The organism is Pseudomonas sp. Pdm06 (assembly GCF_014851795.1).
Classification (GTDB): Bacteria; Pseudomonadota; Gammaproteobacteria; order Pseudomonadales; family Pseudomonadaceae; genus Aquipseudomonas; species Aquipseudomonas fluorescens_AA.
Genome location: NZ_JACVAH010000016.1, coordinates 53,891 through 67,984, shown reverse-complemented (window position 1 = coordinate 67,984; position 14,094 = coordinate 53,891). Strand labels below are relative to the sequence as shown.

Here is a 14,094-nt window from a genome sequence, read left to right as displayed (position 1 = left end):
TGCGATCTTTTGATCTTTCACGCCAGACTCAATTGTCAGTGGAAAGATCGCAGCCTCGTTTCACTCGACAGCTCCTACGATCAGCGGGGCTCATGAATTGATTCGCGATCGTTTATACTTCAAGCCGACCACGCCGCACTCAGTTGCGCATAAGCCAATTCCAATAATTCTGCTGCTGCCAAGTTCACTAGAACCGGGCGCCGGCATGCGTATGCCTGATCAGAGCGTCAAGACTACAGACAGAGACCCTGCGCATGCCACTCGCCTTGCTTGCTTTGGCCGTTGCCGCTTTTGGCATCGGCACGACTGAATTCGTCATCATGGGGCTGTTGCCCGATGTCGCCCGGGACCTGGCCGTGAGCATTCCCCAGGCCGGGCTGCTGATCACCGGCTACGCCCTGGGCGTGGTGTTCGGCGCGCCGATCCTGGCGATCGGCACCGCCAACATGCCGCGCAAGGCCACGCTGTTGGGCATGACCCTGATGTTCATTCTCGGCAATGTGCTCTGCGCCCTGGCGCCGAACTACACCACGCTGATGGCTGCCCGGGTGATCACGGCGCTGTGCCACGGGGCGTTCTTCGGCATCGGCTCGGTGGTGGCCGCCGGACTGGTGGCGCCGAACAAGCGGGCCCAGGCGATTGCCATGATGTTCACCGGCCTGACCCTGGCCAACGTGCTGGGCGTCCCGTTGGGCACGGCCCTGGGTCAATACGCCGGCTGGCGCTCGACTTTCTGGGCGGTCTCGATCATCGGCGTGATCGCGGCCATTGCCCAATGGGTCTGGCTGCCCAAGGAAATCCCCATGGACAAAGCCAACCTGGCCAGTGAGTTCAAGGTCCTGGGCAAGGTCAACGTGTTGCTCGCCCTGGGCATGAGCGTACTGGCCTCAACCAGTCTGTTCAGCGTATTCACCTACATCGCGCCGATCCTGCAGGACATCACCGGTGTCAGCCCCCACGGCATCACCGTCATGCTGCTGTTGTTCGGCGTCGGCCTGACGGCCGGCAGCTTCCTCGGTGGACGCCTGGCGGACCGGCGCCTGCTGCCTTCGCTCGTCGGCATGGCCCTGGCCGTGGTGCTGGTATTGGCCGCGTTCAGCCAGACCAGCCGGTCGGTGATCCCGGCGGCAATCACCCTGGTGCTGTGGGGCATCTTCGCCTTCGCCCTGTGCCCGATCCTGCAATTGCTGATCATCGACCAGGCCCACGAAGCACCGAACCTCGGCTCCACACTCAACCAGAGCGCATTCAACCTGGGCAACGCCGCCGGGGCCTGGATGGGTGGGTTGGTGGTGGCCAGCGGTGCCGACCTGGCGGATCTACCCTGGACCGGAGCAGCGGTCGGCGGCCTCACGGTATTGACCGCCTTGTTCTTTATTCAGCGACAACGACGCTTGGCGGCAGTCGCTGTTTGAGGGCCTGAGAAATATGCCCTGCCCGTGAGCGAATGGGCGACGCCTTCAGTAAGACTTTGCCCCCATCCCTGCGAGCTGTTTTACCCACCCTCCAGAAGTCTTGTTCCAGAGGGCTTTCATTGAGATCCGCCGATTGCCGTTCGCAGCCGGCGGATATTTGTCCAATTGAGTCGCAACGCAATTAGCCTTCAGATCTTGCTTACAGTTCGGCCCCCTCCCTCCCGGGCACACGGAACGAACCAGAATGCTAGCAATCTCGCAACACGCCCCTTCCCTTCACTCGTCTTTTGAAAACGTAGGCCAGTTCGCCAAACAAGCCATCCCTGAACGCCCCCAACAACTGGCATGCGGCGCGACAGACCGGTCGATCACCCTCGTTCGAAATGAAGACGGTAGCGCTCAGGTCAGTATCAATCGGCCTCCCATCACAGAATTGGTACTCAGTGGCGGTGGCGCCAAGGGGGTGGCGTATTCCGGCTTCGTCGATACGCTCGAAACCAACGGCATCATGGACAATATCAGAACGATTTCAGGCTCCTCTGCGGGGGCCATATCGGCAGCGTTGCTCGCCAGCGGCATGAATCATGCCGGCTTCGATAGGATTTCTGACGATATCCCTCTCATTTCCTTGCTCGACAGCACCAACGCTACTGTTCAAAAAATCCAGAACGGATTGTCGAAGCTGGGCGAGAAACTGGAAAAACTCCCGCTGGCGCAACTGTTGTGTGATTTGCTGCCACGCCTGGGCTCCAAAGGGATGCCACTGGAGAAACTGATCAGGGAAGAGGCTTGCACGTCGCTGTTGCAGCGTTGCAAAGAACACCCGGAGCCTCTTTCCGAAGACGCGCAACAAGCCGTTGCCAATGTGGAAAGGAACCAATACGTCACTTTTGCCGACCTGGCCGTCCTGAGCAAAGAGGTCCCGCAAATCAAATCCGTGGAAATCACCGGCACCGCCATGTTCGAGGAAGGCACGCAATTGGTGGTCTTCAGCGCGGACCTGACCCCCGATATGGACATTGCCGTGGCTGCGCATATCTCCGCATCGCTGCCGGTGGTGTTCAGCCAGCCGACCCTGCAAGGACAGCCGTTCCAACCGATGGGCGCCACCACGGCATTTGCCGATGGCGGCATCCTGAACAACACACCGGTACCTGCCATCTACAACCCGGCCACCTCCATGAGCCCGATTCCGGACGGCGAGCCGTTGATTCTGGTATTCGAGGCTCAAGAGTCGGCCCAGGAAAGCCCGCGAGGCACGGGCATCTCGGCCCTGATCGATCGGGTGCTCAAGGCTCCCCACACAGCCAGCTCTGCATGGAATGCCGAACAACTGAAGCCCTTTGCCGACAAGACCGTCGTCGTGCCGCTGATAACCGATAAAGGCAATTACTCTGGCTTGGTGAGCGGAACGATCAACTTCAGCATGTCCAAGGAGACCAAGAACCATCTCCAGGAAGAACTGCGCAAGGCTGTTCAAACCCACGTGGACGAGCGCAACGCCACGCAGCAGACCTTTTCGTTTGCCTCGGTCGAGGACGCCCTGCTGGCGTTGAGCGACAAGGACTTCGAGCCGCTGAGCATAGAACTGGAAGGCGACGAAGCCTGCGCCGAGGTAATCGCCTTCAGGCGCCACGCACTACTGGCGTTGACGCAATTGAAGGAAGCGATCCAGGCGGCCAACGAAACATCCTCCAAGCTTGAACCCACTTCACAAATGCACAGGGCCATCTGGGCCCTCGACCAGCTTGCGGACCAGCCCGGCAAGCTGGATTGGTTGGCAAAACGCCTCAACCACGGCAATGACCCGGACTTCATGCAGTTCCTGCAGGCTGCCGCCGAGTGGGACAGCGGCGCGACCGGCGCCATTTCCGAGGTGACCCGTCACGCCGTCGAGCAAATGCACCTGCACGACATTGCCACGCGCATCCATAACGTCGTGCAAAACGTGCTGAATCCCGCACGCTTTATCGGCGGCCAGCCCGATGCGAACATCAAGCTGATAAAAGGGGTCATCCGGGACCTGCAGGACGTGCAAGATCCAAAGGCCTTCAAAAACTCACTGGAACAGAAGATCGCGTTCAACAATTCACTCGAACGGGTCATCGCCAACTACAGGTCGCGCTACACGGGGATGCTCGATCCAGAGTCGACAACCCGCCAGACACTGCGCAACATGCAATTCAAATAACCGCCGCTCACGCCGGGAGCCAGGGATCAGGTTCCCGCCTACTCCGAATCACTGCGCCGCGCAGGCTTATCTGGGCGTTTATCGTTGGGCAGGCCGACTTCGCTGCGGATCTGTGCATGGCTGATCAAAGCGAAGATGAAGCTACCGCCGACGATGTTGCCGGCCAGCGTCGGCCCGGCGAACACCATCCAGAAGTCCTCCCAGGACAACTGGCCGGCGAACACCAGGTAGGACACTTCGGCCGAGCCGACGACGATGTGGGTGAAATCCCCCAGCGCCATCAGGTAAGTAATCAGAATGATGATCCACATCTTGGCGCTTTCCATGGACGGGATCATCCAGACCATGGTGGCGATCATCCAGCCGGAAATGATGCCCTTGGCGAACATCTGGCCGGTGTCGTTCTCCATGACCTTGCGGCCGATTTCCAGGAAAGCCTGGTCGGTGCGCGGGTCGAAAATGGGCAGGTGCAGCATCACGTAGGCCACCAGCAAGGTGCCGCACAGGTTGCCCACCAGCACCACCCCCCACAGCCGCAACAACCGACCGAAGTTGCCCAGCGTGGGTTTGCTCATGATCGGCAGCACGGCGGTCAGGGTGTTTTCGGTGAACAGCTGCTGACGGGCCAGGATCACCGCGAGAAAGCCGGCGCAGTAACCGAAACTGGCGATCACCTTGAAGCCCTCGTGGTCCGGCAGCCGGGAGCTGAGCAAGCCCATCGCCATCAGCGACAACCCCATGGTCAGTCCCGCCGCCAGGGCCGACCACCAGAGCGCGGCGATACTGCGTTCCAGCTCCAGATTGCCCTGGGTGCGGATGATTTCATGCAACACGGCCGCCCGTGGCGGCTGGTTACGGTCGACTTCGTGCTGCTCCTGAGCCGAAAGGTCAGGGGTCTTGCCGTCTTTGTGGGTGTCCATACAGCTCCTGAACCGGTGGCGTGATGTACCTACGACACGCGGCGTTCAGAGCTGTTCAGTGGCACCCCAAACACAAATGTGGGAGCGAGCTTGCTCGCGATAGCGGTGGGTCGGTTTGCATCGGTGTTGAATGTGCAATCGTCATCGCGAGCAAGCTCGCTCCCACAGGGGAGTCCTCACCGCAGACCCCTTGTGGGAGCGAGCTTGCTCGCGATGACAACGCCGCCGATCTCACCCGACGACATCCTCCTTGAACTGATCCTTGACGTACGTGATCTCGGTCCGCCCATGAGGCGCGGGCAAGCCGTCTTCGCCGAGGTTGACGAAGACCATCTTCTCCACGGTCAGGATGCTCTTGCGGGTGATCTTGTTGCGCACCTCGCAGGTCAGGGTGATGGAGGTGCGGCCAAACTCGGTGGCGGTGATGCCCAGCTCGATGATGTCGCCCTGGCGCGAAGCGCTGACGAAATTGATTTCCGAGATGTACTTGGTGACCACGCGCTGGTTGCCCAACTGGACAATGGCGTAGATCGCCGCCTCCTCGTCGATCCAGCGCAACAGGCTGCCGCCGAACAGCGTGCCGTTGGGGTTGAGGTCTTCGGGCTTGACCCATTTGCGGGTGTGGAAATTCATGATCACTCCTGAGCGTCTGGCCGTTGAATAGCCGCATCATGGCAGACCGGGCGGTCAGGCTCTAGGTCGCGGGCCCTATGACGATCATCGGCAATTTCGATTTGCCGACAGAAACCCTTTTGGAAGATCCGATTAGCCCGTTATAATCGCCCCCGCTTTACCCGGTCCACCCGTTGGACCGTTCCCGCCACCTGTCCGAGGGGCGCTGCAGCAGGCTCGACCTGTCAGGCTCGGATGGGGCGTTGTTTGTACGGGCCTGCCCGCACGGACACTAAACGCACAACGGCGCCCATTCGCATACATTACGAATGGAGGCTCTTCATGAGCGCTGTTATCACGCCTGCAGCTTTTACCGATTACAAAGTCGCCGACATGTCCCTGGCTGCCTGGGGCCGTCGCGAAATCATCATCGCCGAATCCGAAATGCCAGCCCTGATGGGTCTGCGTCGCAAGTACTCTGGCGAACAGCCATTGAAAGGCGCAAAAATCCTCGGCTGCATCCACATGACCATCCAGACCGCCGTGCTGATCGAAACCCTGGTTGCCCTGGGTGCCGAAGTGCGCTGGTCGTCCTGCAACATCTTCTCGACCCAGGACCAGGCCGCTGCCGCCATCGCCGCCGCCGGTATCCCGGTATTCGCCTGGAAAGGCGAGACCGAGCAAGAGTACGAGTGGTGCCTGGAACAGACCATCCTCAAGGATGGCCAGCCATGGGACACCAACATGATCCTCGACGACGGCGGCGACCTGACCGAGCTGCTGCACAAGAAATACGCATCCGTGCTGGAAAACGTCCACGGCGTGACCGAGGAAACCACCACCGGCGTACACCGCCTGCTGGACATGCTGGCCAAGGGCGAACTGAAGATCCCGGCCATCAACGTCAACGACTCGGTGACCAAGAGCAAGAACGACAACAAGTACGGCTGCCGTCACAGCCTCAACGACGCCATCAAGCGCGGTACCGACCACCTGCTGTCGGGCAAGCAGGCGCTGGTGATCGGCTACGGTGACGTGGGCAAGGGTTCTTCCCAGTCCCTGCGTCAGGAAGGCATGATCGTCAAGGTGTCCGAAGTCGACCCGATCTGCGCCATGCAGGCTTGCATGGACGGTTTCGAGCTGGTTTCGCCGTTCATCGACGGGATCAACGACGGCACCGAGGCCAGCATCGACAAGGCGCTGCTGGGCAAGATCGACCTGATCGTGACCACCACCGGCAACGTCAATGTCTGCGATGCCAACATGCTCAAGGCCCTGAAGAAGCGCGCCGTGGTCTGCAACATCGGTCACTTCGACAACGAAATCGACACCGCTTTCATGCGCAAGAACTGGGCATGGGAAGAAGTGAAGCCACAGGTCCACAAGGTGCACCGCACCGGCACCGGCAGCTTCGACCCACAGAACGACGACTACCTGATCCTGCTGGCCGAAGGCCGCCTGGTTAACCTGGGCAACGCCACCGGTCACCCAAGCCGCATCATGGACGGTTCGTTCGCCAACCAGGTCCTGGCCCAGATCTTCCTGTTCGGCCAGAAATACGCCGACCTGTCGCCGGCCCAGAAAGCCGAGCGCCTGACCGTGGAAGTACTGCCCAAGAAACTCGACGAAGAAGTGGCCCTGGAAATGGTCCGCGGTTTCGGCGGCGTGGTCACCAAGCTGACCAAGCAACAGGCTGACTACATCGGCGTCACCGTCGAAGGCCCGTTCAAGCCGCACGCTTACCGCTACTGATCGGCGCCGCTCCCCCACGGGAGCAGGCTTTTTTGTGGGAGCGAGCTTGCTCGCGATGCAGACACCTCGGCCCAACTGCCGTACCGAGGCGATGGCAATCGCGAGCAAGCTTGCTCCCACATAAGCCCGCCCCCACCAGGGATATGCAAGCCTCACCGGCCTACGAGTTTCCAAGGATATGACCATGTCCCAAGACCGTCGCTACAGCTTCGAGTTCTTCCCGACGAAGACCGATGCTGGGCATGAAAAACTGATCGCCACTGCCCGCCAGTTGGCCAGCTACAACCCCGACTTCTTCTCCTGCACCTATGGCGCCGGTGGTTCGACCCGTGATCGCACCCTGAACACCGTGTTGCAGCTCGAAAGCGAAGTCAAAGTTCCCGCAGCCCCTCACCTGTCCTGCGTCGGCGACAGCAAGGACGACCTGCGCAGCCTGTTGGCCCAGTACAAGGCCGCCGGCATCAAGCGCATCGTTGCCCTGCGCGGCGACCTGCCGTCGGGCATGGGCATGGCCAGCGGTGAGCTGCGCCACGCCAACGAACTGGTGAGCTTCATTCGCGAGGAAACCGGCGAACACTTCCACGTCGAAGTGGCTGCGTATCCGGAAATGCACCCGCAAGCGCGCAACTTCGAAGACGATCTGCGCAATTTCGTGCGTAAAGCCAATGCTGGCGCCAACAGCGCCATCACCCAGTACTTCTTCAACGCCGACAGTTATTTCTACTTCGTCGAACGTATCCGCAAGCTGGGCGTCGACATTCCTGTCGTGCCGGGAATCATGCCGATCACCAACTACAGCAAGCTGGCGCGCTTCTCCGACGCATGCGGTGCAGAAATCCCACGCTGGATCCGCAAACAACTGGAAGCGTATGGCGATGACTCCTCAAGCATCCAAAGCTTCGGCGAGGAAGTCATCACACAAATGTGTGAGCGTTTGTTGCAGGGCGGTGCACCGGGGCTGCATTTCTATACCCTTAACCAGGCCGAGCCCAGCCTCGCGGTATGGAACAACCTCAAGCTGCCGCGCTGAATTGACTTAATGCGGTGGTACAAAGAGGCCTTGGCGAAAACCAAGGCCTTTTTTTTTAGGCACAGACATCTGGAGGATCGCAGTAGATGCCCAACGGTCACAGGTTAACGACCCCACAACTCATTTATCTGGTCTACGGGGCCGAAACCTATCACCAGGAAGCGTTGTTCAGCATCGCCAGCGCGTTGGCCGGCCTGCGCAAGACACCGGACGAAGCCTTGGATATCCAGGTGTTCACCGACAATCCCGCACCGTACGCAGGGCTGCCGGTGCGTTTGCGCCCACTGGACAATGAAACCCGCCAGGCCTGGATCGAACCCCACGGGTATCACTTCCGTGCCAAGCACGTGGTAATGCAGAAGGTGCTCGAAGAAGCCGAAGTGGCGCTGCTGATCGACACCGACACTTTTTTCCATTGCTCCCCCCTCGAACTGTTTCGCCGCGTCCAGCCTGGTACGTTGCTGTGCAATGCCTTCGGCCTGACGTATGGCGCCAACAAGGACGCCGGGCTTTACCTGACACTGGCCGACACACTGCGCCAGCGGCAGCTGGCGGACGACGACATGCCCTTGTTGAACTCCGGGGTCATTGGTCTCAACTGCGTCGATGCGTCAGTCCTGGATCGCTCGATCGCCCTGATGGATGAGCTGTATCCATTGGCGAAGGGTGCCTACACGCTGGAAGAATTCTGCCTTTCGGTAGCGGCCTATCGCTCGGTGCAGGTGCGCGAGTGTCCGGACCTGATCCACCACTATTGGAGCCGCAAACAGCTGTTCCGCGCCAAGACCAAAGCCTGGCTCGACAAACACGGTGCCGCACCGACTTGCCACCAGGCCCTGGATGAAACCGGCCAAGTCACCGCCACCCTGCCTCGGCCGCCGACCCTCCAACGCCTGGCCTACAAATTCATCACCCTGGGGCTGCCCAGCCATAAACGCCAGTTCATGCGCGAGATTCTCTATGGCTGCTACCGCCATACCAACGAGTTCGACCAGGCCTGTGCCCCGGTCTGGTGGGAAAAAGCCCTGGAGAACGTCGAACATCGCCTGGAAAAATCGCTGCAGGACCATGAGCTCAAACGTTGGCTCGATCATCCGCTGATTCGCCTCGTACTGGGTGAGCGCCGCGAAGCCATCTATGCGCACCTGATGCAGGCAAAAGGCAACTAGTGGCCTGTGTGGTGAGTTCGTCAGTTCAAATTCGCAGAAGTTGACTCACTCACCAAACAGGCCACCAGGGCACAGGCCAGAGCGCTCTAGCTATTTGATGAGCTCTCGTCGTAACCTCAGGCCCATGCCCGTCATTGCCCAGTTGCTGACCACCCTTCTTCTCTTGTGCCTGAGCGTCACCGCCCAGGCCGAAAAGTTGCGCATTGTCACCGAACCCTGGGCGCCTTATGTCTACGAAGAGAACGGCAAGATGCTCGGCCTGGACTACGAAACCACGGCCATTGTGTTCAAGCGCCTGGGCATCGACGTGGAATGGCAATTCCTGCCCTGGAAGCGGTGCCTGGCGATGCTGGAACAAGGGTTGGCGGACGGTGCGCTGGACATTTTCCACAGCGATGAGCGCGATGCCCTGTTGCTTTACCCCAGCGAACCACTGTCGGACGTGGAATTCGTGATGTTCTACGCCAACGCCCGCCCCCATCCGTTTCGCACGCTCGACGACCTGGGCGGCCTGACCGTCGGCACCTCGCCCGGTTACCTGTACAGCCAGGCCTTCAGTGAGTCGACCCTGTTCAAACGTGAAGCGGCGCCCACCCACGAAGCCAATTTCGGCAAGTTGCAACTGGGACGGATCGACCTGCTCATCACCGACCGCAGGGTCGGCCGACATGTGCTCGAACAAATGCAGTTGGGCGACCAGATCACCGAAAACCCAGTGGTGGTGAGCCGTCAAAGCCAATACCTGGCGGTGCGACGCAATGCCGGGATGGATTTGCTGGTGCAACGCTTCAGTGCCGAACTCAAGCGTTTCAAGCGCGAACCGGCCTATGCCGAACTGAGCGCCCGCTACGGTGCAGGCGCCATGACCAAGGCCACCTCACCCGCTGGACCAGAGCTGAAATAAACCGTTGAGCAGCAGGAAAGCGGCGCGAGGCGTTTGCTCTGTTATACTCCGGCCTTCCCGCCAGGCTCACGCCCGGACGCCCGGTCTTGCAAAAGGCATCCCGACACCGCTACAGCGCAGCCTACAGCCCGCGCGAGCCTTGTCCGGACCCGCCTTCGAGGCCCGGCAGGACCGGACGGGATGACGTCTTTTGGTTGAACGTCATTCGCGCCCGGCAAGACTATCCCATTGGGCCAGGCCCTCACTAAAACAGGATTACTCATGTCCTTTGCTTCCCTCGGTCTCTCCGAGGCTTTAGTCGGCGCCATCGAAGCCGCCGGCTATACCCAGCCTACCCCGGTGCAACAGCGGGCCATTCCCGCCGTGTTGCAAGGTCGCGACCTGATGGTCGCGGCGCAGACAGGTACTGGTAAAACCGGTGGTTTCGCCCTTCCGATCCTGGAGCGGTTGTTTCCCAACGGTCACCCAGACAAATCCCAGCGTCATGGCCCGCGCCAACCGCGCGTACTGGTCCTGACCCCCACCCGCGAACTGGCGGCCCAGGTACACGAGAGCTTCAAGGTCTACGCTCGCGACCTGAAGTTCGTCAGCGCCTGCATTTTTGGCGGCGTCGGCATGAACCCCCAGGTCCAGGCCATGTCCCGTGGCGTCGATGTACTGGTGGCCTGCCCCGGTCGCCTGCTGGACCTGGCCGGCCAGGGCAGCGTCGATTTGTCCCACGTTGAAATCCTCGTGCTGGACGAAGCCGACCGCATGCTCGACATGGGCTTCGTCCATGACGTGAAGAAAGTCCTCGCCCGCCTGCCTGCCAAGCGCCAGAACCTGCTGTTTTCGGCGACGTTCTCCAAGGACATCACCGACCTGGCCGGCAAACTGCTGCACAACCCGGAGCGCATCGAAGTCACGCCGCCGAACACCACGGTGGAGCGTATCGAGCAGCGTGTGTTCCGCCTGGCGGCCAGCCACAAGCGTGCCCTGCTGGCGCACCTGATTACCGCCGGCGCCTGGGAACAGGTCCTGGTCTTCACCCGTACCAAGCACGGCGCCAACCGCCTGGCCGAGTACCTGGACAAGCACGGCCTGCCAGCCGTGGCGATCCACGGCAACAAGAGCCAGAACGCCCGCACCAAGGCCCTGGCCGACTTCAAGGCCGGCGAAGTGCGCATCCTCGTGGCCACCGACATCGCGGCCCGTGGCCTGGACATCGACCAGTTGCCCCACGTGGTCAACTTCGAGCTGCCGAACGTCGATGAAGATTACGTTCACCGTATCGGCCGTACCGGCCGTGCCGGTCGTTCGGGCGAAGCGATCTCGCTGGTCGCGCCGGACGAAGAAAAGCTGCTCAAAAGCATCGAGCGCATGACCAAGCAGAAAATCGCCGACGGCGACCTGATGGGCTTCGATGCCAGCACCATCGAAGCCGAGAAGCCTGAAGTACGCGAACGTCCGGATGTGCGTAATCCGCGCAATGCCCGTGGCCCACGGGGCGACGGTCCGAACGGCGGCGGTGGTGGCGGCGGTCGCAAAGACAAAGGCAAGGACAAGGGCAAGGAAAAATCGGCCAGCAACAGCAATGGCCGCGGCGAACGCCCTGCCCGCGAGCAGAAGCCCCGCGAAGGCACCCCGGCCCGTGAGCAGCAGCGCCCGGCTCCACGCGCCGCAGCCGATCGTGCCCCGGACGAGTTCCTGGATGACGATGTCGATAACTTCGGTAACCGCGTCGACTACGTGCCACAGCAGAAACCGGCCCAGGGCCGCGGTCGCCGTCCGGGCGCCCCGGCACAGGGCGCAGGTGCAGGGGCACCGCGCAGTGGCCAGCCACAGGGTCGCCAGAACGGTCCGCGCAACAGCAACGGCTCATCTACCGGCACACCACCGGCCAAGCGCAGCGGCCCACGCAACGGCGCCCCCCGTGACGGCCAGGCCCGCCGCGACGACACCCGCCCGCGCCGCCCGGCTCGTGACGACCAGCCTCGCCAGGAACCTGCCGTGCAAAACCCACGCAGCAACCAGCCGAAGATCATGCACAAGGAATCGAAAGCCGATCGCTTCCCGACACCTGAACAGCTGGATCAACTGCCAAGCCGTCCACGGGGCGAAAAACCGGCATTGCTGACGCGCAATCGCTGAGTTTTTCAAGCCGTGAAAAAGCCCCGGGTCTCGCGACCCGGGGCTTTTTTTGGCTCGACACATTCCAGATGTGGGAGCGAGCTTGCTCGCGATAGCGGTGTATCAGCCAACACCAATGTGACAGAACTGCCGTCATCGCGAGCAAGCTCGCTCCCACAGGGTTCTCTGCGTTGCCCGAATCCGCGCAATAAAAAACGCCCCTGGTCCCAAGACCAGTTTTTTTGGCCCGACACATTCCAAATGTGGGAGCGAGCTTGCTCGCGATAGCGGTGTATCAGCCAACATCAATGTGACAGAACTGCCGTCATCGCGAGCAGGCTCGCTCCCACAGGGTTCTCTGCGTTGCCCGAATCCGCGCAATAAAAAACGCCCCAGGTCCCAAGACCAGGGGCGTTTTTTGTCAGGCGCGAAGGTTACTTCGCTTTGACACCTTCAAACGAGACGTACAGTTCGACCGCGTCGGAGGTTGGACCCAGGTCTTTCTGCTTGCCGAAGTCCGAACGCTTGATGCTGGTGGTGCCTTCGAAGCCAGCACGGTAGCCGCCCCACGGGTCCTTGCCTTCACCCAGGAAGGTGGCCTTGACCACGACCGGCTTGGTCACGCCCAGCAGGGTCAGGTCACCGGTCACATCGGCGGTTTCCTTGCCATCAGCGTTCTTGCCAGTGGACTTGACGCTGGTGGAAACGAAGGTCGCCTTGCCGAATTTGCTGGCGTTCAGGAAGTCAGCGCTGGCGATGTGCTTGTCGCGCTCGGCGTGGTTGGTGAACACACTGGCGGTATTCACGTTGAACTCGATCTTGCTGGCTTCAGGCTTGGCGGCGTCGAAGCTGAACTTGCCGTCGATGTCCTTGAAGGTACCGGTGATGTAGCTATAGCCCAGGTGGCTGATCTTGAAGTCGACGAAGGCGTGCTGGCCTTCCTTGTCGACGACGTAGTCGGCAGCCATGGCCTGGCCGGCAGACAGCAGGGCAGAACCGATTGCCAGGGCGGCGAGCGTCTTTTTCAACATGCTTTCTATTCCTTTGGAGTCGAGGTTGAACATCAGGCTTGGCGCCCCAGCATTCGCTTGAGGGTCGCGTCACGGTCGATAAAGTGGTGTTTCAATGCTGCCAACGCATGAAGGCCGGAAAAAATGACCAGCGCCCATGCCAGGTAGAAGTGAATCTCACCGGCGACGTCTGCCTGATCGGGCAGTCCGGACACCAGCGCGGGTACTTCAAACAGGCCAAACACCGGGATCCCGACACCGTCTGCGGTGGAAATCAGGTAACCGGCAATCATCACGGCGAACAACCCGAGATACAGTGCGCTATGGCCAAGCTTGGCGCCGACGCGGGTCAGGCGGCCATAGGTTGGCAGGGTCGGTGGTGGCGGGCTGACAAACCGCCAGACCACCCGCAGCAACATGACCGCCAGCAGCACCAGGCCAATGCTCTTGTGCAGGTCCGGCGCGTCTTTGCGCCAGGTGCTGTAGTAATCCAGGCCGACCATCCACAGGCCCAGGGCGAACAGCCCGTACACCACCAGCGCAACGCCCCAGTGCACAGCGATACTGACCCAGCCATAGCGAGAAGAAGAGTTGCGAAGCTGCATTGCTCATATCCTGTAAAAACTGCGATCAAGACTAGCGAGTTATCTATCGATTTAAAGCGGAAATTTTCGCTTTGAAATATCGAGAAATACGATCATCAGTCTGGAGGGGGTGGGTTAAGGAAAGATTAAAGGGGAAACGGTGGGTGATGGCGACCGGTGCAAACAGCGATCGCGTGATTGAAAGGGCCCTATCGCAGCCTGCTCACGGCGCTTTTTTGCCATGAAGCATGTGTGCTGGGCCCTCCCCAGCTCTAATATCCTAGGATAGCCTGACAGTTGATGTACTAATTCACCGAGCACTCGGGCTTGTATGGATCCATCGTGCACTTGTATGCCAACTGCAGATCTCTTTTTGGGATCATCGGAATTCTCAAAGG

11 protein-coding genes and 1 riboswitch are annotated in these 14,094 nt (G+C 60.6%); of the genes, 7 read left to right on the top strand and 4 right to left on the bottom strand.

Translation table 11 applies throughout. From position 1 onward, the window contains the following. Nucleotides 1–254 precede the first annotated feature (254 nt). Together IB266_RS23640 and IB266_RS23635 are read left to right on the top strand one after the other, a co-directional pair. Nucleotides 255–1,415, top strand: coding sequence for an MFS transporter (locus IB266_RS23640; RefSeq protein WP_192262696.1), 1,161 nt, complete (start codon nt 255–257; stop codon nt 1,413–1,415). Nucleotides 1,416–1,659: 244 nt separating this feature from the next. Then, nucleotides 1,660–3,606 (top strand): patatin-like phospholipase family protein, encoded by a 1,947-nt coding sequence (locus IB266_RS23635; RefSeq protein WP_192262695.1) that lies wholly within the window; start codon nt 1,660–1,662, stop codon nt 3,604–3,606. Nucleotides 3,607–3,644: 38 nt separating this feature from the next. On the opposite strand, the gene IB266_RS23630 is transcribed toward IB266_RS23635, so the two are convergent. Next, a complete protein-coding gene (locus IB266_RS23630; RefSeq protein WP_192262694.1) occupies nt 3,645–4,526 on the bottom strand; it encodes a formate/nitrite transporter family protein in 882 nt (293 codons plus the stop codon). A gap of 231 nt (nt 4,527–4,757) precedes the next feature. Further along, the gene (locus IB266_RS23625; RefSeq protein ID WP_060740235.1) at nt 4,758–5,159 is read right to left on the bottom strand and encodes an acyl-CoA thioesterase; all 402 of its coding nucleotides are present in this window, start codon (nt 5,157–5,159) and stop codon (nt 4,758–4,760) included. A 191-nt stretch (nt 5,160–5,350) separates the two neighbouring features. Continuing rightward, nucleotides 5,351–5,457, top strand: a riboswitch (S-adenosyl-L-homocysteine riboswitch). Nucleotides 5,458–5,480: 23 nt separating this feature from the next. Between IB266_RS23625 and ahcY the strand changes: the two genes are divergently transcribed. The 5 genes from ahcY to IB266_RS23600 all read left to right on the top strand — a co-directional run bounded on the left by ahcY (nt 5,481) and on the right by IB266_RS23600 (nt 12,123). Continuing rightward, nucleotides 5,481–6,890, top strand: coding sequence for an adenosylhomocysteinase (gene ahcY / locus IB266_RS23620; RefSeq protein ID WP_103311190.1), 1,410 nt, complete (start codon nt 5,481–5,483; stop codon nt 6,888–6,890). 184 nt (nt 6,891–7,074) lie between these two features. After that, the gene (metF, locus tag IB266_RS23615) at nt 7,075–7,920 is read left to right on the top strand and encodes a methylenetetrahydrofolate reductase [NAD(P)H] (RefSeq protein ID WP_060740233.1); all 846 of its coding nucleotides are present in this window, start codon (nt 7,075–7,077) and stop codon (nt 7,918–7,920) included. 86 nt (nt 7,921–8,006) lie between these two features. Next, on the top strand, nt 8,007–9,089 hold the full coding sequence (locus tag IB266_RS23610; protein WP_192262692.1) for a hypothetical protein: 1,083 nt from the start codon (nt 8,007–8,009) through the stop codon (nt 9,087–9,089). 124 nt (nt 9,090–9,213) lie between these two features. After that, nucleotides 9,214–9,993, top strand: coding sequence for a substrate-binding periplasmic protein (locus tag IB266_RS23605; RefSeq protein WP_192262844.1), 780 nt, complete (start codon nt 9,214–9,216; stop codon nt 9,991–9,993). 261 nt (nt 9,994–10,254) lie between these two features. Further along, entirely contained in the window at nt 10,255–12,123 is a 1,869-nt protein-coding gene (locus tag IB266_RS23600; RefSeq protein ID WP_092204931.1) for a DEAD/DEAH box helicase, read from the top strand. 413 nt (nt 12,124–12,536) lie between these two features. Here IB266_RS23600 and IB266_RS23595 read toward each other — a convergent pair whose 3' ends face one another. Continuing rightward, nucleotides 12,537–13,133: a YceI family protein gene (locus tag IB266_RS23595; protein ID WP_025215936.1), complete on the bottom strand. Its 597-nt coding sequence runs from the start codon at nt 13,131–13,133 to the stop codon at nt 12,537–12,539. Between the two features lie 32 nt (nt 13,134–13,165). Next, on the bottom strand, nt 13,166–13,717 hold the full coding sequence (locus IB266_RS23590) for a cytochrome b (protein WP_072405882.1): 552 nt from the start codon (nt 13,715–13,717) through the stop codon (nt 13,166–13,168). Between the last annotated feature and the right edge of the window lie 377 nt (nt 13,718–14,094).

Coding starts and splice junctions, on each gene's coding strand:
- IB266_RS23625 (WP_060740235.1), bottom strand. CDS start 5,159: ATGAATTTCCACACCCGCAAATGGGTCAAGCCCGAAGACCTCAACCCC.
- IB266_RS23640 (WP_192262696.1), top strand. CDS start 255: ATGCCACTCGCCTTGCTTGCTTTGGCCGTTGCCGCTTTTGGCATCGGC.
- metF (WP_060740233.1), top strand. CDS start 7,075: ATGTCCCAAGACCGTCGCTACAGCTTCGAGTTCTTCCCGACGAAGACC.
- IB266_RS23635 (WP_192262695.1), top strand. CDS start 1,660: ATGCTAGCAATCTCGCAACACGCCCCTTCCCTTCACTCGTCTTTTGAA.
- IB266_RS23630 (WP_192262694.1), bottom strand. CDS start 4,526: ATGGACACCCACAAAGACGGCAAGACCCCTGACCTTTCGGCTCAGGAG.
- IB266_RS23595 (WP_025215936.1), bottom strand. CDS start 13,133: ATGTTGAAAAAGACGCTCGCCGCCCTGGCAATCGGTTCTGCCCTGCTG.
- IB266_RS23600 (WP_092204931.1), top strand. CDS start 10,255: ATGTCCTTTGCTTCCCTCGGTCTCTCCGAGGCTTTAGTCGGCGCCATC.
- IB266_RS23590 (WP_072405882.1), bottom strand. CDS start 13,717: ATGCAGCTTCGCAACTCTTCTTCTCGCTATGGCTGGGTCAGTATCGCT.
- ahcY (WP_103311190.1), top strand. CDS start 5,481: ATGAGCGCTGTTATCACGCCTGCAGCTTTTACCGATTACAAAGTCGCC.
- IB266_RS23610 (WP_192262692.1), top strand. CDS start 8,007: ATGCCCAACGGTCACAGGTTAACGACCCCACAACTCATTTATCTGGTC.
- IB266_RS23605 (WP_192262844.1), top strand. CDS start 9,214: ATGCCCGTCATTGCCCAGTTGCTGACCACCCTTCTTCTCTTGTGCCTG.